The sequence below is a fragment of the Limnohabitans sp. MMS-10A-192 genome, from assembly GCF_003063335.1.
In the GTDB taxonomy this organism is placed as follows: domain Bacteria; phylum Pseudomonadota; class Gammaproteobacteria; order Burkholderiales; family Burkholderiaceae_C; genus Limnohabitans_A.
In genome coordinates this window covers 76,276-98,744 of record NZ_NERX01000003.1, presented here as the reverse complement: position 1 = coordinate 98,744, position 22,469 = coordinate 76,276, and the positions used below count along the sequence as shown (strand labels likewise).

Sequence of the window (22,469 nt, the reverse complement as noted above, 5' to 3'; positions counted from 1 at the left end):
CACGCGGGTTGGCTCAGTCATCTGCATGACAAGTGCCCTGAGGACTTGGCCTTATGTTTGGGCTGAACCACTCTCCAACGTGAAAGCCCAGCTTGACCGATATGAACACGCCAGCCCATGCCAGCCACGAAGCCGTGGTGCGCGGCCCCACCAGCTCTCGAGAAAAGACCGCCCGCCCATGGCCTGCTGAGGGCTATACCCGGGCCCCGTATTGGGTTTACACCGATCCGGACATTTACGCCCAAGAGCAAGTCAAAATTTATCGGGGCAAGACTTGGAACTATTTGGGCCTGGAGGCCGAAGTGCCCGAGGTGGGCAGCTTCAAAACCACTTACATCGGTGACCAGTCGGTGGTGCTGACCCGGGCGGAAGATGGCTCACTGCATGCGGTGGTCAACCGCTGCGCGCACCGGGGCAATATGCTGTGCCGCGATGCGTTTGGCCAGGCCAAGAAGCTGTATTGCGTCTACCACGCCTGGAACTACAACCTCAAGGGTGACCTCACGCACGCGGCTTTCAGCCACGGTTTGCGGGGTGAAGGCGGCTTGCCCAAGGACTTTCAACTGTCCGAACATGGTCTGCACAAATTGCGTGTGGAAACGATTTGCGGTCTGGTCTTTGCGACCTTCTCGGACGAGGTTGAGTCCCTGCAAGCCTGGCTGGGTGATGTGGCCGCAGGCATCCGACGTGTGCTGCACAAGCCTTTGAAGGTGCTGGGCTACGACACCCAGCGCATCCATGCCAACTGGAAGACGTACCACGAGAACCCTCGGGACTCTTACCACGCCAACATCCTGCACACTTTCTACGGCACCTTTGGTTTGTCGCGCCAGTCCCAAGAGTCGGGGATGACGCTCGATCAAAGCGGCCGCCATGTGTATTTCTACACCAAGGCCGGCACCGAAAAAAAGTCGGAAGACTTTGACAAAACCAGCGCCGCCTTGCGGTCCGTGAACGACGACATGAAGCTGGAGGACCCCAGCATCCTCAAGTGGCGTGACGAGTTTGGTGATGGCGTGAGCGTGCAGATCCTGACGACCTACCCCAGCTTCGTTCTGCACCAAATTGCCAACAGCTTGGCGACCCGGCAGCTCATTCCGCGCGGTGTGGGTGAGTCGGATTTGGTCTGGACTTATTTTGGTTTCGCCGATGACGACGAGGCCACCACGCAAAGCCGCTTGGTGCAAGCCAATCTGGCTGGATCGGCCGGCATGATCTCGGTGGAGGATGCGGCTGTTTGCGAGATGATGCAAAAAGCCATGGCCGATGGGCAAAGCGGCGAGAGCTTCATTGAAATGGGCGGCAAAACGCTGGAAAGCGGCGGCACCAGCAAACTCTCGGAGCGCGCCATCCGCAACTTCTGGCACAACTACCGATCAGACATGGATTTGGCATGAGCGCGCAACACGAACAACATTTCCGGGCAGTTGAAAACCTCATCTACGAATGGGCCCGCGCCATCGACGAAGACCGGGTGGAAGCCATTGCAGAGCTCTTGCTGCCCGATGGCCGCTACACCGTGCAGTCGCGCTTCAACCATGACCGGGGCTTGCCCATGGCCATCATCGACGCCCGCAGTGCCGCGCAGCTGCGCGACCGCATCAAGTCCATGCGCGTGGCCAACATTTACGAGCCGCACCACTACCGGCACATCCTGTCGGGTGTGCAAATCGTGGGTGAGGCCGATGGCGTGCTGCAGGTGCGCTCGAATTACCTGGTGGTGCGCACCATGTCGCTGGACGGTGACATGGCGATTTTTTCCACCGGCCAATGCCAAGACGAAGTCGTGATCACGCCCGACGGGCCGCGCTTCAAGCGGCGCTTGTTCTTGTACGACTCGCGCATCATCGAAACCTTGTTGGTCATTCCCCTTTGAAACGCTGAAAGCTTGCCATGACACACCACCGTCGCCGTGAATTCTTGAGTGCTTCTTTGGCCCTGAGTCTGCCTGGCTGGGCCACCACGGCGGGGGCGCAAAGTCCTGCAGCCTGGCCGCAAAAGACCATCAAGATTTTGGTGCCCAACCCCGCAGGCGGCAGCGCTGACTTGTTCCCCCGCTTGGTCTCGGAAGCCCTGTCCAGCAAGCTGGGGCAAACGATCGTGATTGAAAACAAGCCGGGTGCAGCAGGCAACATCGCTGCCGAAATGCTCTTCAATGCCGAGCCCGATGGCTACACCTTGATGGCTGCGCCGCCGCCGCCCTTGTCGATCAACGTGAGCCTCTACCCCAAGCTCAATTACGACCCGGCCAAGTTCGTGCCGATCACGGTGTTCTCTTTGGTGCCCAATGCCTTGATGGTGCACCCCTCGGTGCCTGCCAATTCGGTTCAGGAATTGATCGCTTATGCCAAAGCCAATCCTGACAAGCTCAGCTATGCCTCGCAAGGCAACGGCTCCACCGCGCACCTGACGGCAGAGTTGTTCAAGCAAAAAACCGGCACCAAGCTGGTCCATGTGCCTTACAAAGGCGATGCGCCTGCCGTAGCCGATTTGCTGGCCGGACATGTGAATGTGATGTTCGGCAATGTGGCGCAAGCATCGGCCCATTTGCGCAGTGGCAAGCTCAAGGTTTTGGCGGTCACCAGCGCCAAGCGCATACCGAGCATGCCGCAGACGCCTGCCTTGCAGGAGATCGTCCCAGGCGTGGTGGCGGTGGCCTGGTTCGCCTTGGTGGCACCGCCCAAAACGCCCGTGGCCATTGCGCAGCGTCTGTCCAGCCTGATTGGCGACATCTTGCGCACCCCTGAGATGATGCGCCGTTTTGCCGAGGTGGGTGCCGAGCCTGTAGGCAATACGCCAGAAGAGATGGCGCAATGGATGAAGGAAGACACCGAGCGTTGGCGTCAGGTCATCAAAAACGGTGGCGTGACCATCGACTGACCCACGCCTGTTTCAGATGTTGGCCGCCGCGATGTCATTAGGCAGCGGCGCCAACTGTGCCAAGGCTTGCAGCGCATCGGCATCGGTGCGGTACATCTTCAGCAGCGGGTTGGCGGGCAACTCGCCGGCACGTCTGAGGGCCGTCTCTACCGGCAGCTTGATGCCGCTGATGTGCAGTGTGATGCCTCGGCTGAACAATTGTCTTTGCAGCTGACCGAAGGTTTCCACACCCGTGGCATCGACCCGGTTGATCGGGTGTGCAAACAGGCACACATGCGCCACCTCGGGGTTGAGCGCCAAGTGTTCGGTGATGGCGCGTTCGAAACCGCTGGCAGCGGCAAAGTCCAGCTCGGCGTCCATGCGCAAGGCATACAAATGGGGTGCCAGAGGCGGCAGCTTCCACAGGTGGCGATCGCGCAAGCTGCCATCGGGGTGCAGGCCCACTTCGATGATGCGCGGGTGCAGCCGTGTGTGCAAAAAGTGGCTCAGGCCCACCAGCACGCCCGCCATCACACCCCAATAGATGCGCGGTGCCGTGGCCAGGGTGATCGCAAAAGTCACCGCCGCGGTCATGGTCTCGACCCGGTCAATGCGCCAGAGTTTGAGGAACTGTTTGGGCTGGAACAAGTTGAGCACGGCCACGATCACCGCAGCGGCCATGACCGAGCGCGGCACGTATTGCAGCGCGGGCATGAGCAGCAGCAAAGCCAGCAAGACAAAACCAATGGATGCCACCACGGCCCAGCCCGAGCGGGCACCCGCGTACAGCATCAGGGCCGAGCGTGAAAACGAGGTGCTGGTTGGGAAGCTGCCTGAGAAAGCCGAGGCCAGTTTGGCCAGGCCTTGTGCAAACAACTCGGTGCTGTCGTCCCAGCGTTTGCCGTCGCGCTGGCATTCGATGCGGGCGCTCGATGCGGTCTCCAGAAAGCTCACCAGGGCGATCACCATCGCTGGCACCCACAGCTGGTTGAGCATGTCCAGACCAGGCCAGTGTGGCCAGTAAAAGTCAGGCAGGCCAGCAGGCAACAGGCCCACCACGCTGCCGTGTTGTTCATACCCGCTGGCATAGCCCAGCGCCGAGGCCGCCGCCATCACCAGCATGATGCCGGGCCAGCGCGGCTTGAATTTGCGCAACAACAAGAGCGCGATCAGGCTTGCCAAGCCAAACAAGGCAGGCCATCCAGTCATCCAGACACCCCAGGTCTGCACGTCCCAGCTCCAGGCTTTCACACCCAGCAAGGCGGGCACTTGTGAGGCCATGATCAGCAAGGAAGCCGCTTGCGTGAAGCCCATCATCACCGGGGAGCTGACCAGGTTGATGAGCCAGCCGTAATTGCCCAGCCCCAGCAGCAGCTGGATGCCGCCCGACAACAATGACAGCCACACGGCCAGTGAAACCCATTCAGGCGAGCCTGGTTCGGCCATGCCTGTCAGCGATGCGCCAATCAGCACGCAGGTCAGCGCAGCAGGGCCGACCGACAAGCGGTTGGCACTGCCCAGCAAAGCGGCCAGCAAAGCGGGCACCAGGCAGGTGTAGAGCCCTGTGACCAAGGGCATGCCCGCCAGGCCCGCATAGGCCACCGCCTGGGGCACCATCACCAGCGCGACCGTCAGTCCGGCCAGCACTTCGGTGCGGGCCAGATCAGCGCTCAGGCGCGGCCAGTGGCGAAAAGTCAAAAAACGTTGCATGGAAGCCATGCTTGATCTTAGCCGCCCGCGCCTCAGCGCTGAGGCATGTCTTTGACAGAGTAGCCCAGGCTCACCGTCGCGTCCTCGGGGATGGCGGGCACGGTGGCGTCCCATGCCTCCCACGCAGCGCGCATGGCTTGCAATCGCTCGGCTTGGCGCCCGCCCAGGTTCGCGCGTTCGCGTTCGTCGGCGGGGATGTTGAACAGGTAGTCGTTGCCGTCCACCCGCAGGTACTTGTAGTCGCCCATGCGCAGGGCGCGCTGGCCCCGGTGGTTCATGCGCCAGTAAAGCGGCCGGTCAAATTGGTGCTGGGCGTCGCGCAGCACGGGCAGCATGGACACGCCGTCAAAGGGCAAGTCGTCATGGGCCTTGGCACCAGCCAGCTCGACCATGGTGGCCGACCAGTCCATGGTCATGCAGTGCTGGGCCGATGTGCCGCCGGGTGCGATCACAGCGGGCCAGTGCGCGATCCACGGCACGCGGATGCCGCCTTCGGTCAGGTCCATCTTGCCGCCCACCAGGGGCCAGTTGTCGCTGAAACGCTCGCCGCCGTTGTCGCTGGTGAAGACGATCAGGGTGTTGTCGAGTTGCCCGGTTTTTTGGAGCGCCTCGACCACCCAGCCAATGCCTTCGTCCATGTGGTGGATCATGCGCTGGTAGGTGTGGATGTTGCCGCCGTGCAGGTGAAAGATGTTGTCTTTCACTTCAGCCGCCAGCGCATGGTCTTCGCGGGTTTCCCAGGGCCAGTGCGGCGCGGTGTAGTGCAGGCTCAAAAAGAAGGGCGTGCCTTGTGCAGCGCCCGGCGCCACGCGCTCGACATAGTCCACCGCACGCTTGGACAGCATGTCGGTCAGGTAGCCGTCTTCAGGGGTTTCGTCTTCCCCTGTGAACAGGTCGTGCGCGCCGCTGGAGGCGCAATGAGTGAAGTAGTCCACCCCGCCCGACATCGGACCAAAGAATTCGTCATAACCCGATTTGAGCGGGCTGAAATGGGGTGGGTATCCCAAGTGCCATTTGCCGATCAAGGCGGTGCGGTAGCCGCTTGCCTTGAGCAAGGACGGCAGCGTGGGGTGCTCTGGTGGCAGCCCCAACACGGCGCTGCCACGGCTGCGGCTGTTGATGGGCTCGTCGGCGCCGCCGCGCAGCCGGTACTGGTAACGCGCCGTCATCAGCGCAAAGCGGGTGGGCGAGCACACGGGGGAGTTGGCATAACCCTGCGTGAACTTGAGGCCCTTGGCGGCCAACTGGTCCAGAACAGGAGAGACCTTGCCGAACTTCGCGTCTCGGCCGCCGTAGCAGCCCAGGTCGGCAAAGCCGAGGTCGTCGGCGACGATGAAGATGATGTTGGGGCGTTGGGTGTTGGTCATGGGCTTATTCCACTTTCATGCCGGTGGACTTGACCACACGACCATAGCGCTGCGATTGGTCGCTCAGGCGTTTGGCCGCATCGGGGCCGGTCAGGCCTTCATAAAACAAATCCATGCTGGTCAGCTGGGCTTGTGTGTCGGGGCGCTTGAGCGCATCGGTGAAGGCTTTTTGCAACAACTGCACCACGGGCTCGGGCGTGGCCGCAGGCACCATGGCCACGTACAGCACTTCGAGTTCCAGGTCTTTCAGACCGGCTTCTGTGACGGTGGGAATGTCGGGGGCCGAGCCTGAACGCTGGCGGCTGGTCACGGCCAGCGCGGTGATCTTGCCCGTCTTGACATGGGGCAGCATGCCGGGGGTGGCCAGCACGCCTGCGTCCACCTCGCCCGCCAGCACAGCGGTCACGGCCGGGGTGTTGCCTTTGTAGGGCACATGCTGGATCTTGATGCCTGCCGCGTCCATGAAGATTTCGGCTGCCAAGTGGCCCGGGCTGCCGCTGCCCGCGCTGCTGAAGTTCAGGCCCTTGCCTTTGCCTTGGGCGATCAGGTCTTTGAGTGTTTTGAAGCCTGTGCTGGGGTGCGCACCGACCAGCAAGCCCGAAGACACCATGACCATGATCGGCCGCAGGTCTGCGGGCTTGAAGGCCATGCTTTTGTAGATGTAGGGGTTGACCGTGAAGGTGGTGTCGATGCCAAACAGCACGGTGTAGCCATCGGCCGGGCTTTTGGCGACAAAGTCAGCCCCGATGTTGCCGCCCGCGCCGGGCTTGTTTTCGGCCACCACAGGCTGTTTGAACTGGGTGGTGATGGCTTCACCCACCGTGCGGGCTAAAAAGTCCGATGGCCCGCCCGCTGGAAAGTTGGTGATGAATTTGATGGGTTTGCTGGGGTAACTTTGGGCCCAGGATGGGGCCACTGCAGCGCAGGCGAGCAGACACAGGGCGGCGCTCCAGCGCTTGCGGGAAAGGAAAAATGTGTTCATGTCAAAAGGCTTGATGTCAAGGGGATAAACAGGTTCAGTCGAGCTGTACGCCCGTGGTTTTGATGGGTTTTTCCCAGCGTGTCAGATCGGCTTTTTGTGCGGCAGCCAATTCGATCGAGCTGGAGCCGATGGGCTCGTAGCCCAGTTTGATCATCTTGTCTTTCATGGCCGGATCGCGTGCGATTTTCATCATGGCTTTTTCCAGGCGGATGAGCGCTTCGCCCTTCAGGCCCGCCGGTCCATACATGGCGAACCACGCAGTCGCCTCCATGTTCACACCGGCTTCTTTGAGGGTGGGCACTTCAGGCACTTGTGTGTCTCGTTTGCTGCCGGTCACGGCGATGATGCGGGCCTTGCCGCTGTGGTGCAGTTCAGCGGTCTCACTGACCACGTCGAACTTGTAGTCGATGTGGCCACCCAGCAGGGCATTGTTGGCTGGGGCACCGCCTTGAAAGGGCACGTGGTTCAGTTGCACGCCGGCCGACTGCTCCATCAGCACGCCCATGAAGTGGGGCAAAGTGCCTGCGCCTGGCGTGCCGTAACTGTTGACGCCGGGCTGCGCTTTGGCTTTGGCGATCATTTCACTGACGCTCTTAACCCCCGAAGCCGGACCCGCCACCACGCCGAATTGAAAGCGGGCAATTTGCGAGACCGGTGTGAAGTCCTTGACAGCGTCGTAGTCGAGTTTTTTGTAAACGTGAGGGAACAGCACCATCGGACCACTGGGCAGCACGATCACGGTCTGGCCATCGGGCTTGGCGGTTTTCACCATGTTCAGCGCAATGCGGCCACCGGCGCCGGGTTTGTTGTCGACCACGATGGGGCTGAAATCTTCGCGCAAGGCGTCGGCCACCAGTCGAGCCATCACGTCGGCCGAGCCACCGGGCGGGAAGCCCACCAAGATTTTGAGGGGCGGTTTTTCCTGGGCATGGGCGCACAAGGCTGCCATGAGCAGCAGGCCAGAGCCCAGGCGGTGGCGAATGGATTTCATCATGAAAGCGATTTTTCAGGGTGGATCGATGAGGACTTGCGATGACCCAAGCCGCGCAAGCGTCTGCTCCACAATGTAGGCTTTTTGAGGTGATTGATCTAATCAACCATCCCCCCTGAAAACCCTGATGCCACCGATGACACTGTCTCCATCCCAACGCTTGGCTTCGGTCGATGACCTGTTGCTCTACCGCATCGGCCAACTGTCGGCCGCCGCTGGCGCGATGGTGGTGCGCCTGTGCGAAGGCGGCTATAGCATCACGCGCCGTGAGTGGGGCATGCTGGCCCAGTTGCATGCGCATCCCGAAGGCCTGCTGTCCTCGGCGCTGGCAGAGCGCATGCACCGCGATCGGGCGCGTACGTCGCGCGCCATCACGGCCTTGTTGCGGAAAAAATTGATCGTGCGCACGACTTTGCCGCACGACCGGCGCAGTGCGCGCGTCAGTGTGTCGCCGGCCGGGCAGGCGCTGTATGCGCAATTGATGCCGCAAATCCAGGACATCAACAGCCGCATCCTGTCGGTGCTGTCGTCCGCTGAGGCCGCAGCGCTGGATGACGCGCTGGAGCGCTTGCGCCAGCAGGCGTTGGCATTGCAAGAAACGCTGGGCCCGGATTTGCCCAAGGCGGACCGCCGCAGAGGGCGCTCTGCGTCTGCATCTGCGCGGGCCCCGGTGCAAGGCAGCACCACGTGAAGCCTGTGAGCGCATCCAACTTTTCCCGCATGGCGCTGGGCTTGCTTTGCAGTTTGCTGGCTTGTCCTGTGGCTTGGGCGGATGAGGCCGTGGCGACGACCGCCTGGGTGAGTTGGGTCATGGATGGCGACACCTTGCTCCTGGTGCCGCAAGGCCACAAGGAGCCCTTCACCGTGCGCATCGATGGCATAGACGCGCCAGAGACTTGTCAGCCCGGTGGCGAAGCTTCACGCGACGCCATGATCCGCTTGGCCTTGCGCAAAACCGTGCAGGTGCAAGCATTCGGTCAAGACCATTACGGCCGACAAGTCGCACAAGTGCGCATCGATGGCGTGGATTTGGGGGCGGAGATGGTCCGCAGCGGCATGGCTTGGGCTTACCGCTACCGGGTGGGGGCTGGGCCTTATGCGAAGCTGCAAAAGCGGGCTCAAAAAGACAAACGTGGCTTGTTTGCAGCATCCGACGCTGCGATGGCTCCGCCGGTATTCAGAAAGTTTCATGGCACTTGCCATGCTCCCTTGAATTGAGGATTGGACGGGCCGGCTCGTTGCAGGTCGGCGCTTCAGCTCCGACGTAAGGTTCAAGCAGCGGATCAGCTCCGGTGTGCTGCGCAAACAGGGCATTGGGCGTTGCGCCCCATGCGGATGTCGGTCCAGGACAGGTCGCGCCCCTCCAGCATCAAGAGGCGTCCGGCCATGTGGCTGCCCATGCTGCTCAAAATCTTGAGGGCCTCGGCCGCTTGCACACTGCCGATGATGCCCACCAGCGGCGCGAACACGCCCATCGTGGCGCAGCGGGTTTCTTCGGGCGCTTGGTCGGGCGGAAAGATGCAGGCGTAGCAAGGGGCATCGGCCTGGGTGCTGTCAAAGACCGAGACCTGACCGTCCATGCGGATGGCTGCGCCCGACACCAGCGGTTTGCCGTGCAGCACGCAGGCGTGGTTGACGGCGTGGCGGGTTTCAAAGTTGTCGCAGCAGTCGATCACCACATCGGCTTGTGCCACCAGCGTGTCCAGCAAGGCGGCATCGGCCCGCTGCGTGATGGGCGTGACGCGCACATCGGGGTTGATCTGGGCAATCGCGGTGCGCACCGAGTCGGCCTTGTATTGGCCCACGCGGTCGAGGGTGTGGGCGATCTGGCGCTGCAAGTTGGTGGCGTCCACCTGGTCATGGTCGACCACGGTGATGTGGCCCACGCCTGCACTGCCCAGGTACAGGCTGACCGGAGAGCCCAAGCCGCCTGCGCCAATGATCAGGGCATGCGAGGCCAGCAGTTTTTCCTGGCCGTCGATGCCCAGTTCATTGAGCAGGATGTGCCGCGAATAACGCAGCAGCTGGGCGTCATCCATGGCGCTCACTCGTCTTTTTTCTCGGCCTTGCGTTCTGCCAGTGTGGTGCTGGCTTTGACGGGCAGTCCCTTGAGCTGGTTCAGGGCTTGCTGCAGCTGGAAGTCCTTGTCAGAACCGAATTCGGGCAGGCGGCGCTCTGCCAAGGGTTTCTTGGCATCTTCTTCGAGTTTCTTCATGGCCTCTTCGCGTGCTTTTTCACGCTCGGGGTCCAGCTTCTCGTCTTCCTTGCCTTTGCCGTTGGACAGGTGTTTTTGCAGATCGGCTTCGCGGGTGCGCAAGGCGGCAAACAGGTTGCCGTTCTCGGTCTCGTCGAGCATCACATCGGGCACGATGCCCTTAGCCTGGATGGCGCGGCCATTGGGCGTGTAGTAGCGGGCGGTGGTGATCTTGAGCGCGGTGTCCGGGCCCAGCTGGCGCACCGTCTGCACCGAGCCTTTGCCAAAGGTCTGGCTGCCCATCAAGGTGCCGCGTTTGTAGTCTTGCAGGGCACCGGCCACGATCTCGCTGGCCGAGGCCGAACCTTCGTTGACCAGTACGACCAAGGGCACTTTCTTGAGCATGCCACCGGTGGCTTGCGTCAGGCGCTGGATCGGGTCGTTGCTTTCGTTGCGACGCCAGAACTTGGGCGAGGCCTTGTAGGTGAATTTGCTTTCTTCGAGCTGGCCGTTGGTGGAGACCACAGTGACGTTCTCGGGCAGGAAAGCGGCAGACAAGGCCACGGCGGCGTCGAGCAGGCCGCCCGGATCGTTGCGCAGGTCGAGCACCAGGCCTTTGAGCTGGGGCGACTGCTTGACCATGTCTTCGACCTTGCGTGCAAAGTCTTCCACGGTGCGTTCCTGGAATTGCGACACGCGCACCCAGCCATAGCCCGGCTCGATGAGTTTGACCTTGACCGATTGGGTCTTGATTTCCTCACGGATGATGGTCACCGGGAAGGTGCGGCTGTCGTCCTTGCGGAAGATGGTCAACACCACTTTGGTGTTGGGCTCGCCACGCATGCGCTTGACGGCTTCATTGAGCGACAGGCCTTTGACGGCGGTGCTGTCGATCTTGGTGATCAGGTCATTGGTTTTGAGGCCTGCGCGGTCCGCAGGCGAGCCTTCGATGGGCGAGACAATCTTGATCAGGCCGTCTTCCTGGCTGATCTCGATGCCCACGCCGACGAACTTGCCGGAGGTGCCTTCGGAAAATTCCTTGAAGCTCTTTTTGTCAAAGTATTGGGAATGCGGGTCCAGACTTGCGACCATGCCGGAGATGGCTTCGGTGATGAGCTTTTTTTCGTCCACAGGCTCGACGTAGTCGCTTTTGACCATGCCAAACACGGCCGCCAATTGCTGCAATTCTTCGAGGGGCAAAGGCGCCATGTTGCCGCGCGCCACGGTTTGCAGTGACACGGTGGTGAGTGCGCCCGCCAAGGCGCCCACGCTGAGCCAACCGACGATCTTGAGTTTCTGTCCCATATTGCTGTCTGTTCCCTGTAGGAGATACGGTTCAATATACACCGCAGGCCCAGCCCCTGCTGGGGTGGGCCTGTAATTTCAGGTAAAGACCCAGGGCGACGGCAAAGCGCCGTCCCAGGTGGATCAGGCCTTGCCTTGGTTGCCCACGGCGGCTGCTGCTGCAGCGGCTGCGGCGGCATCGCCCAGGTAGTAGTGGCGGATCGGCTTGAGGTTTTCGTCCAGCTCGTACACCAGCGGGATGCCGTTGGGGATGTTCAGGCCCACGATGTCGCTGTCGGAGATGCCGTCCAGGTACTTGATCAGGGCCCGGATCGAGTTGCCGTGGGCCGCGATCAGCACACGCTTGCCTGCTTTGATGCTGGGGGCGATGCTGTCGTTCCAGGCGGGCAGCACGCGGGCCACGGTGTCTTTGAGGCATTCGGTCAAGGGCACGGCGTCGGCATTGGGGTAGCGGCGGTCGCTCTTTTCGCTGCGGGGGTCGGTCGCTTCCAGGGCCGGTGGCGGCGTGTCGTAGCTGCGGCGCCAGACCAAGACCTGCTCGTCGCCGTACTGCTTGGCCATGTCGGCCTTGTTCAGGCCTTGCAGACCGCCGTAGTGGCGCTCGTTCAGGCGGTAGTCCTTGACCACGGGCAACCACGTGCGGTCCATCTCGTCCAGCGTCAGCCACAGGGTGCGGATGGCGCGCTTCAAGACCGAGGTGTAGCACAGGTCGAAATCCCAGCCTTCGGCTTTGAGCAGTTTGCCGGCCGACATGGCTTGTGAGACGCCGGTGGGGGTCAGGTCCACATCGGTCCAGCCGGTGAAGCGGTTTTCAAGGTTCCAGGTGGATTCGCCGTGGCGGATCAGGACAAGTTTGTACATGGTGAGTGGCAGCAGAAGCTGTGAAAAACAAGGGACAAGCCCGCCATTTTAGAATCTTGACTTGGCGGCCCGCTGACGGGCCGGTGTTTTGATGCCTTACAAAGGTTTATTTCGTGAAATTTTTCCTCGACAACTGGATGTTGATCGCCGTGGCCCTGGCCTCTGGTGTGGCCTTGATCGTGCCCGTGCTGGGCAAAGGCAGTGGCCTGAGCCCGCAAGACATGGTGCAGCTGATGAACCGTGAAAAAGCCGTGGTCATCGACGTGTGCGAGCCTGGCGAGTTTGCCCAAGGCCATGTGATCGGCGCCAAAAACCTGCCATTGGGCGAGCTGGAGGCCAAATTGGCCCAAGTGGTCAAGAACAAAGCCACCCCGGTGGTGATGGTGTGCCAGGTGGGGGCCCGTTCGGCCCGCGCTGCCGCAGCCGCCCAAAAGCTCGGTTACGAGAACGTGCAATCGCTCGCCGGTGGCCTCAAAGCCTGGCAAGCGGCCAGCATGCCGGTTGAAAAAGTCTGAAAGGAAATGGGATGCAAGCCGTCAAGATGTACACCACCGCCGTTTGCCCTTATTGCATCCGCGCCAAGCAGGTGCTCAAGGCCAAGGGTGTGGAGCAGATCGAAGAGATCCGCATCGACCTGGACCCCGCCCAGCGTGACCACATGATGCAAATCACCGGCCGCCGCACTGTGCCTCAAATTTATGTGGGCGACACCCATGTGGGCGGCTGCGACGACCTGATGGCGCTGGACGCCAAGGGCGGCTTGGTGCCCCTGCTTCAAGGCGCTTGATGCGTTGATTTTTTCACCCGCCCGTTTTCGTTAAAAACAGGGGGGGTCTGATCGCGGATAATTCTGCTGTTTCATTCAGGGCGGTCCCTTTTGGACTGCCCAATTTTTTCTCAAGTGAGCCACCATGTCCGACATCACCAACACCGCCGAAGCCCAAGATCCTGTTTTTCAGATCCAACGTGTGTATCTGAAGGAAGCTTCGCTGGAGCAGCCCAACTCGCCTGCCATTCTGATCGAGCAGCAGCAACCCAGTGTGGACATTCAGTTGGGCGTGGAAGCCACGCCTGTGGCCGATGGCGTGTTTGAAGTTTGCGTGAGCGCCACGGTCCACACCAAAATCGGTGACAAGACCGTGTTCCTGGCCGAGTGCAAACAAGGCGGCATTTTTGAAATCCGCAATGTGCCCGAAGACCAGATGGGCGCCATCATGGGCATCGCCTGCCCGCAAATCGTGTACCCCTACCTGCGTGGCAACGTGGCCGATCTGATCACCCGCGCTGGTTTTCCACCCGTGCATTTGGCCGAGATCAACTTCCAGGCCATGTACGAGCAGCAACAAGCGCAAGCCGCTGCGACCCAGCAGTAATCGACAGGGCATTGGCGGATGCGCATCACGGTCATTGGCGCAGGCGCCTGGGGCACAGCCATTGCGATGGCTGCTTGCCGCATCCGTGGTCACGATGTGCGTCTGCATGCCCGCGATGAGGCGCAAGCCGCAGCCCTGCGGGATCAGGGCCAAAACGCCCGGTACCTGCCGGGCGTGGATTTGCCTCCCAGCCTGAGCATCCTCAGCGGCCCATTGGCGCCGCTGGTGGCGCAAGCCCAGGCACAAGACCTTTTCATCGTCGCCACGCCCATGTCGGGCCTGCGCGGCACTTTGCAGGCTTTGCAAAACGTGCCTGGCCCTGTGGCCTGGCTGTGCAAGGGTTTTGAATCCGGCAGCGGCCTCATGCCGCACGAAGTGCAAGCCCAAGTAGCCCCCGATTTACAAGCCGGTGCCTTGAGTGGCCCCAGCTTTGCGCTCGAAGTGGCCCGAGGCCAACCCACCGCTTTGGTGGCGGCCAGCCCACATGCGTCGGTGCGCGATGCCTTGGTGCAAGCCTTTCATGGCTCAGCCCTGCGCGTTTACGCCAACGACGACATCGTGGGCGTGGAAGTGGGCGGTGCCGTGAAAAACGTGCTCGCCATTGCCACAGGCTTGTGCGATGGCCTGGACCTGGGGCTCAATGCCCGCGCCGCGCTCATCACCCGCGGCTTGGCCGAAATGACCCGCCTGGGCCTGGCCCTGGGGGCCAAGGCCGAAACTTTCATGGGTTTGTCGGGCTTGGGCGACCTGGTGCTGACAGCCACCGGCGATTTGAGCCGCAACCGCAAAGTGGGTTTATTGTTGGCCCAGGGCCTGACGCTGGCGCAGGCCGTGGACTCGCTGGGCCATGTCGCCGAAGGCGTGTACAGCGCCCGCACCGTCTGGCAGCGGGCGCAAAGTCTGTCGGTCGACATGCCGATCACCGAAGCGGTGGTGGCCCTGCTGGATGGTCGACTGCAGGCGCGCGAAGCGGTGCAGGTCTTGATGGGCCGTGGCCCACGCGGCGAATCGGTTTGATCCCGCCTCAGTTGGGCGTGTAAGCCAGCCGCACGTAAATCGGTGCGAAGGCCTCGGCCTGGGTGATCTCGATCAGGGTTTCCTTGGCCAATTCCAGCAAGGCGATGAAAGTCACCACCAACACCGGCACGCCCAGGGTGGGGTCGAACAGGTTTTCGAACTCCACAAATTTTCGGCCTTGCAGGTGCTTGAGCACGATGCTCATGTGTTCGCGCACGCTGAGTTCTTCGCGGCTGATCTTGTGGTGCTGGACCAGTTTGGCGCGTTTGATGATGTCGCGCCAGGCCGACTGCAGCTCGTCCAGGTTCACATCCGGAAAGCGCGGCTGCAGGCTTTGTTCGATGTAAACCTCGGCCTTGATGAAGTCCCGGCCGTAATGCGGGATCTGGTTGAGCTGCATCGAGGCGAGCTTCATCTGCTCGTATTCGAGCAGGCGGCGCACCAGCTCGGCTCGAGGGTCTTCGGCTTCTTCGCCTTCGGCCACTTTCTTGGGCGGCAGCAGCATGCGCGATTTGATCTCGATCAGCATGGCGGCCATGAGCAGGTATTCGGCGGCCAGCTCCAGGTTGTGCTGGCGGATTTCATCGACATAGCTCAGGTACTGGCGCGTCACGCCGGCCATGGGGATGTCGAGAATGTTGAAGTTTTGCTTGCGGATCAGGTACAGCAGCAAGTCCAGCGGCCCTTCGAAGGCCTCCAGAAACACCTCCAGCGCATCCGGGGGGATGTACAGGTCGGTGGGCATCGAAAACAGGGGCTCGCCGTAAAGGCGGGCCAAGGCGACTTGGTCCACCACCTGCGGCATGGGCGCAGGCGTGCTGTCCAGTGGCTGGGGCAGCTCGGTGGCTTGGGTGCTCATGGGTGTCGCGATGCCAAGGCGCAAGGCCTCAGATCAGGCCTGGGTCTGGTAGACGTAGGGTTTTTGGGCCACGCGGCCCGCCTTGAAGGCTTGCTGCTCGTCGCGGCTCAGCTGTTTGTCCCACAACAGGGCGCGGCCTTCTTGTTGCTGGGCATTCAGTTCAGGGCGCTGGGTCTTGAGCTGGTTGATGAACTGGGTGGTGTCGGACTGGTAGTCGGGGCGGCGGAATATGGACATGGTGTTTTCACTCAAAAAGCAAAGGGTTCGGGCAGGCCTGGAGTCTGCCAATCCGTATCACAGGGCATTTTACCGGTCCATGGCGTTCGCCTGACTGACGGCACGGGCCAGGCCTGCAGGCAGGTCGGACTCGAGCTGGCCTTCCAGGTGCTTGAGCAGGCCACTGCGGCGGGCAATGTCCAGTGGCTGGTGCAGCAAGCCGCAGACGATCAGTTGAACTTGTTTCTTGCGGCAGGTGTGGATCAGGTTCATCAAGGCGTCGGCACCTGACGAGTCCACATAGATCACGTTCTTCAGGTCCACCACCAGCAAGGGCGTGTTGAGTTGGTCTTCGATCTCTTCGATCAATTTGACGGCCCCGAAAAACAGCGCCCCATAAAGGCGCCAGGCTTGGATGTTGGCGCCATGCGCTGCCAGATTGGGGTGTTCGGCAGGGCTGACTGCCTCGCTGCGGCTCAGGCTGGAGATGCGGTAGATGAAGGTCATGCACGCAGCCACCAAACCGACTTCGACCGCGACCGTGAGGTCAAACACCACCGTGAGGAAAAACACCGCCAGCAGCGTGATGCGGTAAGGCGTGCGGTACTGGCGCAGCAGCAAAAATTCGCGCCATTCGCCCATGTTCCAAGCGACGAACATCAAGATGGCGGCCAAGGCGGCCAGCGGGATGTTTCCCGCTAAGGGCGCGGCGACCAGCACCACAGCCAGCAATGTCAACGCATGCACCATGCCCGAGATGGGGCTGGTGCCACCGCTTTTGATGTTGGTGACGGTGCGTGCGATGGTGCCGGTGGCCGGCATGCCGCCAAAGAAAGGCGTCACGAAGTTGGCCACGCCTTGGGCCATCAACTCTTGGTTGGGGTTGTGGCGGTCGTCCACCATGCTGTCGGCGATGCGGGCGCACAGCAGTGACTCGATGGCGCCCAGCAAGGCCAGCGTGAGCGTGGGCATGATCAAAAAGCGGGCGCTGTCCCAGCTGAAGGCGGGCCAGTGAAACGAGGGCAAGGTGGCCGGTATGCCGCCGAATTTGCTGCCGATGGTCTCGACTGGCAAGGACAGTGCCATGCTGGCGAGGGTGGCAAACAGCAAGGCGATGATGGAGCCGGGGATGGTGCTGACCCATTGGTAGCGCGTTTCCAGCAGGCGTCGACCCAAACGCATCCAGCCCACCAGCAAGGACAGGGAGCCCAAGGCCACCAGCAAGGCGGCCAAGTTGGTGCTGCCCAGGTTGCTGGCGAGTGCATTGAGCATGCCAAAAAAGTCCGCAGGCATGGCCGTGACTTTCAGGCCAAAAAAGTCCTTGACCTGTGAAAGCATGATGAGCACCGCAATGCCGTTGGTGAACCCAATGACCACCGCCACCGGGATGAAGCGGATCAGGCTGCCCAGCCGGAACAGTCCCATGAGGAAAAGGACCACACCCGACATGGCGGTGGCCAAAATCAGGTTGGCCAAGCCGTAGCGTTCCAGAATGCCATAGACGATGACGATGAAAGCGCCCGCTGGTCCGCCAATCTGAACCTTGCTGCCGCCCAGAGCCGAGATCAAAAAGCCCGCGATGATGGCGGTGAACAGACCCGCTTCAGGCTTGAGGCCTGAGGCGATGGCAAAGGCCATGGCCAGTGGCAGGGCCACGATGCCGACGGTGATGCCTGCGCCGATGTCTTGTCCCAGTTTCTGGCGGTTGTAGCCGTGCAGGCTGTCGAGCAAACGAGGACGAAAAATCTGAGTTGCTTGCAGCCAGTTCATGGGGCGTGTCCGCTGTCAGTGGATGCGCATGCCGGGCTTGGCGCCGGGCCAGGGGTGCAGCACGTGGATGCCGGGTTCGGCTTTTTCGTCGGCATGGCTGGCGGCCAGCACCATGCCTTCGCTCACGCCGAACTTCATCTTGCGCGGGGCCAGGTTGGCCACCATCACGGTGAGTTTGCCAATCAGGTCTTCGGGCTTGTACATGCTGGCGATGCCGCTGAACACATTGCGCAGGATGGGACGTCCTTGTGAGTCCGGGCCCTCGCCCACGTTGAGCGTCAAGCGCAAGAGCTTGACCGAGCCTTCGACCGGTTCGCAGTTGACGATTTCGGCGATGCGCAAATCCACCTTGGCGAAGTCGTCGATGCTGATGGTGGGGGCGATCTCTTCGCCGCCAGGGATCAGCTTTTCCTCGACCACGGCCGGTGGCTCGAACAGGGCTTCGAGTTGCTCGGGCGTGACGCGTTGCATGAGGTGCTGGTAGGCGTTGATGACGTGCCCTGCGCCCAGCAGGCTTTGCGCTTGGGCAAAGGCGAAGGGCGTCACGTTCAGAAAGGCTTCGACCTGAGCGGCCAGCGCTGGCAGCACGGGCTTGAGTTGCAGGCTCAGCAGGCGGAAGGCTTCGATGCAGGCGGTGCACACATCGTGCAGGCGGGCATCCATGCCTTCTTGCTTGGCCAACTCCCAAGGCTTGTTTTGGTCGACATAGGCGTTGACTTTGTCGGTCAGCAACATGATGTCGCGCAGCGCTTTGCCGTATTCGCGTTCTTCATACAACGCGGTGATGCCGGGGGTGGCCGCTTGCAGCGCGCTCAACAGCGCTTGGCCGTCAGCGCTCACGCTGCCCAACTGGCCTGCAAAACGCTTGGCGATGAAACCGGCCGAGCGCGAAGCGATGTTGACGAATTTGCCAATCAGGTCCGAGTTCACGCGGGCCATGAAGTCTTCGGCGTTGAAGTCGATGTCTTCGTTGCGGGCTGAGAGCTTGGCGGCCAGGTAGTAGCGCAGCCACTCGGGGTTCATGCCCAGGCTCAAATATTTGAGCGGGTCCAGGCCCGTGCCCCGGCTCTTGCTCATCTTCTCGCCGTTGTTCACCGTCAGGAAACCGTGCACGTTCACCTTGTTGGGCGTCTTGCGACCCGAAAAGTGCAGCATGGCGGGCCAAAACAGCGTGTGGAAGGTGACGATGTCCTTGCCGATGAAGTGGATCTGCTCCAGATCCGGGTTGGCCATGTAGGCGTTGTAGTCCTCGCCACGCTTGTCCAGCAGGTTTTTGAGCGACGCCAGGTAGCCCACAGGCGCGTCCAGCCAGACATAGAAGTACTTGCCCGGTGCGTCCGGAATTTCGATGCCAAAGTAGGGTGCATCGCGCGAGATGTCCCAGTCGCCGAGGCCTTCGCTGGTCGTGCCGTCCGGGTTGGTGCGCACGCTGAACCACTCTTTGACCTTGTTGGCCACTTCGGGTTGGAGCTTGCCGTCTTGCGTCCACTGGGTCAAAAACTCGACGCAGCGCGGGTCGGACAGCTTGAAGAAAAAGTGCTCTGATGTCTTCAGCTCAGGCTTGGCACCTGAGAGGGCCGAAAACGGGTTGATCAGGTCGGTGGGCGCGTAGACCGCGCCGCACACCTCGCAGTTGTCGCCGTACTGGTCTTTGGCGTGGCACTTGGGGCACTCACCTTTGATGAAGCGGTCGGGCAAGAACATGTTCTTTTGCGGGTCAAAGAACTGCTCTACGGCGCGCACTTCGATCAGTGAGCCGCCTTTGTCGGTGCTGATGTCGCGCAGGTCGCGGTAAATCTGGCGGGCCAGCTCGTGGTTCTCCGGCGCGTCGGTGCTGTGCCAGTTGTCGAATTGGATGTGAAAGCCGTCCAGATAGGGCTTGCGGCCCGCGGCGATGTCGGCCACGAACTGCTGGGGCGTCTTGCCCGCTTTTTCGGCCGCGATCATGATCGGTGCGCCGTGCGTGTCGTCGGCCCCCACAAAGTTGACCTGGCTGCCCTGCATGCGCTGGAACCGCACCCAGATGTCGGCCTGGATGTACTCCATGATGTGGCCGATGTGGAAGTTGCCGTTGGCGTAAGGCAAGGCGGTGGTGACAAACAGCTGGCGGGTAGGGGCAGACATGGTGGACAACTTGTAGGGGAATCCGCGATTTTAGAGGGTGCAGGGGGCAGTTGTCGGTAAACTGCGCCCCATCTCTTTGATAGCTCAGAAAGCGTCCGACCCCCATGGCGACCCCCGAACAACTCCTGCAAGCCCTGCAAACCGTCATCGACCCGAACACGGGCAAAGATTTCGTCTCCACCAAAACCCTGAAAAACCTGACCGTCGAAGGCGGTGATGTGTCGTTTGACGTCGAGCTGGGTTACCCCGCCAAGAGCCAGATCCCGGCCCTGCGTCAAGCCCTGATTGCCGCCGCCAAAGGCGTGGCGGGCGTGAGCAATGTGTCGGCCAATGTGAGCAGCAAGATCGTGGCCCATGCCGCCCAGCGCGGCGTGGCCTTGCTGCCGCAAGTCAAAAACATCGTGGCCGTGGCCTCGGGCAAGGGCGGCGTGGGCAAAAGCACCACCGCCGTCAACCTGGCGCTGGCGCTGGCCGCTGAGGGTGCCAAGGTGGGTCTGCTGGATGCCGACATATACGGCCCCAGCCAGCCCATGATGATGGGCATCGAAGGCCGCCCCGAAAGCGAAGACGGCCAGACCATGGAGCCGATGGAAAATTACGGCGTGCAAGTCATGTCCATTGGCTTTCTGGTCGACCAGGACGAAGCCATGATTTGGCGCGGCCCCATGGCCACCCAGGCGCTCGAGCAGCTGCTGCGCCAGACCAACTGGAAAGAACTCGATTATTTGATCGTGGACATGCCCCCCGGCACGGGCGACATCCAGCTGACCCTGAGCCAGCGCGTGCCCATGACGGGTGCTGTGATCGTGACCACGCCGCAGGACATCGCCCTGCTGGACGCCAAAAAAGGCATCAAGATGTTCGACAAAGTCGGCGTGCCGATTTTGGGGCTGGTGGAAAACATGGCCGTGCACGTGTGCACAAACTGCGGCCATGTGGAACACATTTTTGGCGAAGACGGCGGCAAGCGCTACGCCGCCGACAAAGGCATCGACTACCTGGGCGCTTTGCCTTTGAACATGCAGATCCGTCTGCAGGCTGACAACGGCAAACCCACGGTGGTGTCGGACCCGGACGGCGAGGTCGCCCAGATCTACAAGGCGGTGGCCCGCCAGGTGGCGATCAAGATCGCGGCCAAGGCCAAGGACTTTTCTAGCAAGTTCCCCAGCATCAAGATCAGCAAAGACACCTGATCTGACGAACGCCCATGAAAAAACCGGCCTCGGCCGGTTTTTTTGTGTCAGCGTGCGGCGTTTTCGAGGTCGCGCAAACGGAAGCGCTGGATCTTGCCCGTGGCGGTCTTGGGCAGCTCGGCCACAAAATCGACGAAGCGCGGGTACTTGTAAGGCGCCAGGCGCTCTTTCACGAAGGCTTTGACTTCGGCTTCTGTCAGGCTCTGACCGGCTTTGAGCACGATGAAGGCCTTGGTCTTGGTCAGGCCGTCGGTGTCTTCCTTGCCGATCACAGCAGCCTCCAAAATGGCCGGGTGCTGCACCAGCGTGGCTTCGACTTCAAATGGCGAGACGTAAATGCCGCTGACTTTGAGCATGTCGTCGTTGCGTCCCGCGTAGGTGTAGTAGCCCTCTGGGTCGCGGGTGTACTTGTCGCCGCTTTTGGTCCACACGCCCTGGAAGGTGTCGCGTGTTTTTTCGCGGTTGTTCCAGTACATGAGGGCGCTGCTGGGGCCCTGGATGTACAGGTCACCGATCTCGTTGTGGCCGGTGACCACGCTGCCGTCTTCGTTGCGCAGCTGCACTTCGTAGCCGGGCACGGCCTTGCCGGTCGTACCGTAGCGCACGTCGCCGGGGCGGTTGGACAGGAAGACGTGCAGCATTTCGGTGGAACCGATGCCGTCGATGATTTCGCAGCCGAAGTGGGCCGTCCAGCGCTCGCCAATGTCGCGGGGCAGGGCTTCACCGGCCGACGAGCACAGGCGCAGCGCGACCTGGCTCTTGGCGGGCAGATCGGGGCTGGCCAACATGCCGCCGTAGCCGGTGGGGGCGCCGTAAAACACGGTGGGTTGGTGGTCGACCAGGCGTTTGAAAGTGGCTTGGGGGGTGGGGCGCTCGGCCATCAACACCACGCTGGCACCCACACTCAGGGGGAAGGTGAGCGCGTTGCCCAGGCCGTAGGCAAAGAACAACTTGGCGGCAGAAAACACGGTGTCGCTTTCTTGGAGCTCCAGCACGCGCTTGCCGTACAGCTCGGCCGTCCAGTACAGGTTGCCCTGGCTGTGCACGGTGCCCTTGGGCTTGCCGGTGGAACCCGACGAATACAGCCAGAAGGCGGGCTCGTCCGCCAGCGTTTGTGCGGGCAGCACAGCGGTGTTTTGCGCCACGAAGTCGGCCATGTTGAACTGGCCTTGTGCCAGTGCTGCGGCTGGGCGCGAAACGACCACATGCTGCACTTCGGTTTTCACCAAATCCATCGCCGCTTGCAAGGTGGGCAGCAGGGCGCCCGACACCAGCGCGGCTTGCGCCCGGCTGTTGCTCAGCATGAAGGCATAGTCTTCGGCCGTGAGCAAGGTGTTGACCGCTACCGGCACCACGCCTGCATACAGCGAGCCCAGAAAGGCCACGATCCAGTCGCTGCTGTCTTGCATGAGCAGCAGCACACGTTCTTCGCGCTTGAGGCCCAGGGCCTTGAGGCCTCCGGCAAAACGTCGGATCTGCTCGGTCAGCTCGCCATAGGTCAATGTGCCCACATCGTCGATCAGGGCGGTTTTGGTGGCGCGCACGGCGTTGCTGGCGATCAGGTGCTGGGCAAAGTTGAAGTCTGCGGGTGGTGGGGTCACGGGGCGTGTCATGGGTGTCTCCTCGGGGGCTCAGTGTTCTTCAAATG

The 22,469-nt window shown here is 61.6% G+C and carries 22 protein-coding genes; 10 read left to right on the top strand and 12 right to left on the bottom strand.

Annotated elements, in window-relative coordinates:
* Positions 1-101 precede the first annotated feature (101 nt).
* From B9Z43_RS07615 to B9Z43_RS07605, 3 genes are read left to right on the top strand one after another with little or no spacing between them, the layout of a single operon-like run.
* A complete protein-coding gene (locus B9Z43_RS07615) occupies positions 102-1,397 on the top strand; it encodes an SRPBCC family protein (protein ID WP_108324248.1) in 1,296 nt (431 codons plus the stop codon).
* A complete protein-coding gene (locus tag B9Z43_RS07610) occupies positions 1,394-1,876 on the top strand; it encodes a nuclear transport factor 2 family protein (RefSeq protein ID WP_108324247.1) in 483 nt (160 codons plus the stop codon). The genes B9Z43_RS07615 and B9Z43_RS07610 overlap by 4 nt, the downstream gene beginning before the upstream one ends.
* 17 nt (positions 1,877-1,893) lie before the next feature.
* Positions 1,894-2,880, top strand: a complete 987-nt coding sequence (locus B9Z43_RS07605; protein WP_108324246.1) for a tripartite tricarboxylate transporter substrate binding protein — start codon at positions 1,894-1,896, stop codon at positions 2,878-2,880.
* A 12-nt stretch (positions 2,881-2,892) separates the two neighbouring features.
* Here the strand turns inward: B9Z43_RS07605 and B9Z43_RS07600 are convergent, their stop codons facing one another.
* Genes B9Z43_RS07600 through B9Z43_RS07585 form a run of 4 tightly spaced genes read right to left on the bottom strand, consistent with a single transcriptional unit; the run spans position 2,893 to position 7,912 of the window.
* Positions 2,893-4,578, bottom strand: a complete 1,686-nt coding sequence (locus tag B9Z43_RS07600; protein WP_199222274.1) for a SulP family inorganic anion transporter — start codon at positions 4,576-4,578, stop codon at positions 2,893-2,895.
* A gap of 23 nt (positions 4,579-4,601) precedes the next feature.
* Positions 4,602-5,936: a sulfatase gene (locus tag B9Z43_RS07595; protein WP_108324245.1), complete on the bottom strand. Its 1,335-nt coding sequence runs from the start codon at positions 5,934-5,936 to the stop codon at positions 4,602-4,604.
* Between the two features lie 4 nt (positions 5,937-5,940).
* Positions 5,941-6,918: a tripartite tricarboxylate transporter substrate binding protein gene (locus B9Z43_RS07590; RefSeq protein WP_108324244.1), complete on the bottom strand. Its 978-nt coding sequence runs from the start codon at positions 6,916-6,918 to the stop codon at positions 5,941-5,943.
* A gap of 34 nt (positions 6,919-6,952) precedes the next feature.
* On the bottom strand, positions 6,953-7,912 hold the full coding sequence (locus B9Z43_RS07585) for a tripartite tricarboxylate transporter substrate binding protein (RefSeq protein WP_233249960.1): 960 nt from the start codon (positions 7,910-7,912) through the stop codon (positions 6,953-6,955).
* A 133-nt stretch (positions 7,913-8,045) separates the two neighbouring features.
* Between B9Z43_RS07585 and B9Z43_RS07580 the strand changes: the two genes are divergently transcribed.
* Together B9Z43_RS07580 and B9Z43_RS07575 are read left to right on the top strand one after the other, a co-directional pair.
* A complete protein-coding gene (locus B9Z43_RS07580) occupies positions 8,046-8,600 on the top strand; it encodes a MarR family winged helix-turn-helix transcriptional regulator (protein ID WP_108324661.1) in 555 nt (184 codons plus the stop codon).
* Between the two features lie 5 nt (positions 8,601-8,605).
* Positions 8,606-9,127 carry a thermonuclease family protein gene (locus B9Z43_RS07575; protein ID WP_233249959.1) on the top strand — a complete coding sequence of 174 codons (522 nt, stop codon included), beginning with the start codon at positions 8,606-8,608 and terminating at the stop codon, positions 9,125-9,127.
* 65 nt (positions 9,128-9,192) lie between these two features.
* On the opposite strand, the gene B9Z43_RS07570 is transcribed toward B9Z43_RS07575, so the two are convergent.
* The 3 genes from B9Z43_RS07570 to gpmA form a co-directional block, all read right to left on the bottom strand.
* A complete protein-coding gene (locus tag B9Z43_RS07570; RefSeq protein WP_108324657.1) occupies positions 9,193-9,948 on the bottom strand; it encodes a molybdopterin-synthase adenylyltransferase MoeB in 756 nt (251 codons plus the stop codon).
* A gap of 5 nt (positions 9,949-9,953) precedes the next feature.
* Entirely contained in the window at positions 9,954-11,408 is a 1,455-nt protein-coding gene (locus tag B9Z43_RS07565) for a S41 family peptidase (RefSeq protein ID WP_108324242.1), read from the bottom strand.
* A gap of 123 nt (positions 11,409-11,531) precedes the next feature.
* Positions 11,532-12,269 (bottom strand): 2,3-diphosphoglycerate-dependent phosphoglycerate mutase, encoded by a 738-nt coding sequence (gene gpmA / locus B9Z43_RS07560; protein WP_108324241.1) that lies wholly within the window; start codon positions 12,267-12,269, stop codon positions 11,532-11,534.
* 113 nt (positions 12,270-12,382) lie between these two features.
* Between gpmA and B9Z43_RS07555 the strand changes: the two genes are divergently transcribed.
* The 4 genes from B9Z43_RS07555 to B9Z43_RS07540 all read left to right on the top strand — a co-directional run bounded on the left by B9Z43_RS07555 (position 12,383) and on the right by B9Z43_RS07540 (position 14,659).
* Entirely contained in the window at positions 12,383-12,784 is a 402-nt protein-coding gene (locus tag B9Z43_RS07555; protein WP_108324240.1) for a rhodanese-like domain-containing protein, read from the top strand.
* Positions 12,785-12,795: 11 nt separating this feature from the next.
* Positions 12,796-13,056, top strand: a complete 261-nt coding sequence (gene grxC, locus B9Z43_RS07550; protein ID WP_108324239.1) for a glutaredoxin 3 — start codon at positions 12,796-12,798, stop codon at positions 13,054-13,056.
* A gap of 124 nt (positions 13,057-13,180) precedes the next feature.
* Positions 13,181-13,642 carry a protein-export chaperone SecB gene (gene secB / locus B9Z43_RS07545; protein WP_108324238.1) on the top strand — a complete coding sequence of 154 codons (462 nt, stop codon included), beginning with the start codon at positions 13,181-13,183 and terminating at the stop codon, positions 13,640-13,642.
* An 18-nt stretch (positions 13,643-13,660) separates the two neighbouring features.
* Entirely contained in the window at positions 13,661-14,659 is a 999-nt protein-coding gene (locus B9Z43_RS07540) for an NAD(P)H-dependent glycerol-3-phosphate dehydrogenase (protein ID WP_108324237.1), read from the top strand.
* A 7-nt stretch (positions 14,660-14,666) separates the two neighbouring features.
* Here the strand turns inward: B9Z43_RS07540 and B9Z43_RS07535 are convergent, their stop codons facing one another.
* The 4 genes from B9Z43_RS07535 to metG form a co-directional block, all read right to left on the bottom strand.
* The gene (locus B9Z43_RS07535; protein ID WP_108324236.1) at positions 14,667-15,518 is read right to left on the bottom strand and encodes a ScpA family protein; all 852 of its coding nucleotides are present in this window, start codon (positions 15,516-15,518) and stop codon (positions 14,667-14,669) included.
* A 33-nt stretch (positions 15,519-15,551) separates the two neighbouring features.
* A complete protein-coding gene (locus tag B9Z43_RS07530) occupies positions 15,552-15,755 on the bottom strand; it encodes a DUF3460 family protein (RefSeq protein WP_108324235.1) in 204 nt (67 codons plus the stop codon).
* A 69-nt stretch (positions 15,756-15,824) separates the two neighbouring features.
* Positions 15,825-17,504, bottom strand: coding sequence for a SulP family inorganic anion transporter (locus tag B9Z43_RS07525; RefSeq protein WP_108324234.1), 1,680 nt, complete (start codon positions 17,502-17,504; stop codon positions 15,825-15,827).
* Between the two features lie 15 nt (positions 17,505-17,519).
* The gene (gene metG / locus B9Z43_RS07520; protein ID WP_108324233.1) at positions 17,520-19,628 is read right to left on the bottom strand and encodes a methionine--tRNA ligase; all 2,109 of its coding nucleotides are present in this window, start codon (positions 19,626-19,628) and stop codon (positions 17,520-17,522) included.
* 104 nt (positions 19,629-19,732) lie between these two features.
* On the opposite strand from metG, the gene apbC reads away from it, so the two are divergent.
* Entirely contained in the window at positions 19,733-20,821 is a 1,089-nt protein-coding gene (gene apbC / locus B9Z43_RS07515) for an iron-sulfur cluster carrier protein ApbC (protein WP_108324232.1), read from the top strand.
* A 47-nt stretch (positions 20,822-20,868) separates the two neighbouring features.
* On the opposite strand, the gene B9Z43_RS07510 is transcribed toward apbC, so the two are convergent.
* Positions 20,869-22,434 carry a benzoate-CoA ligase family protein gene (locus B9Z43_RS07510; RefSeq protein WP_108324231.1) on the bottom strand — a complete coding sequence of 522 codons (1,566 nt, stop codon included), beginning with the start codon at positions 22,432-22,434 and terminating at the stop codon, positions 20,869-20,871.
* Positions 22,435-22,469 lie beyond the last annotated feature (35 nt).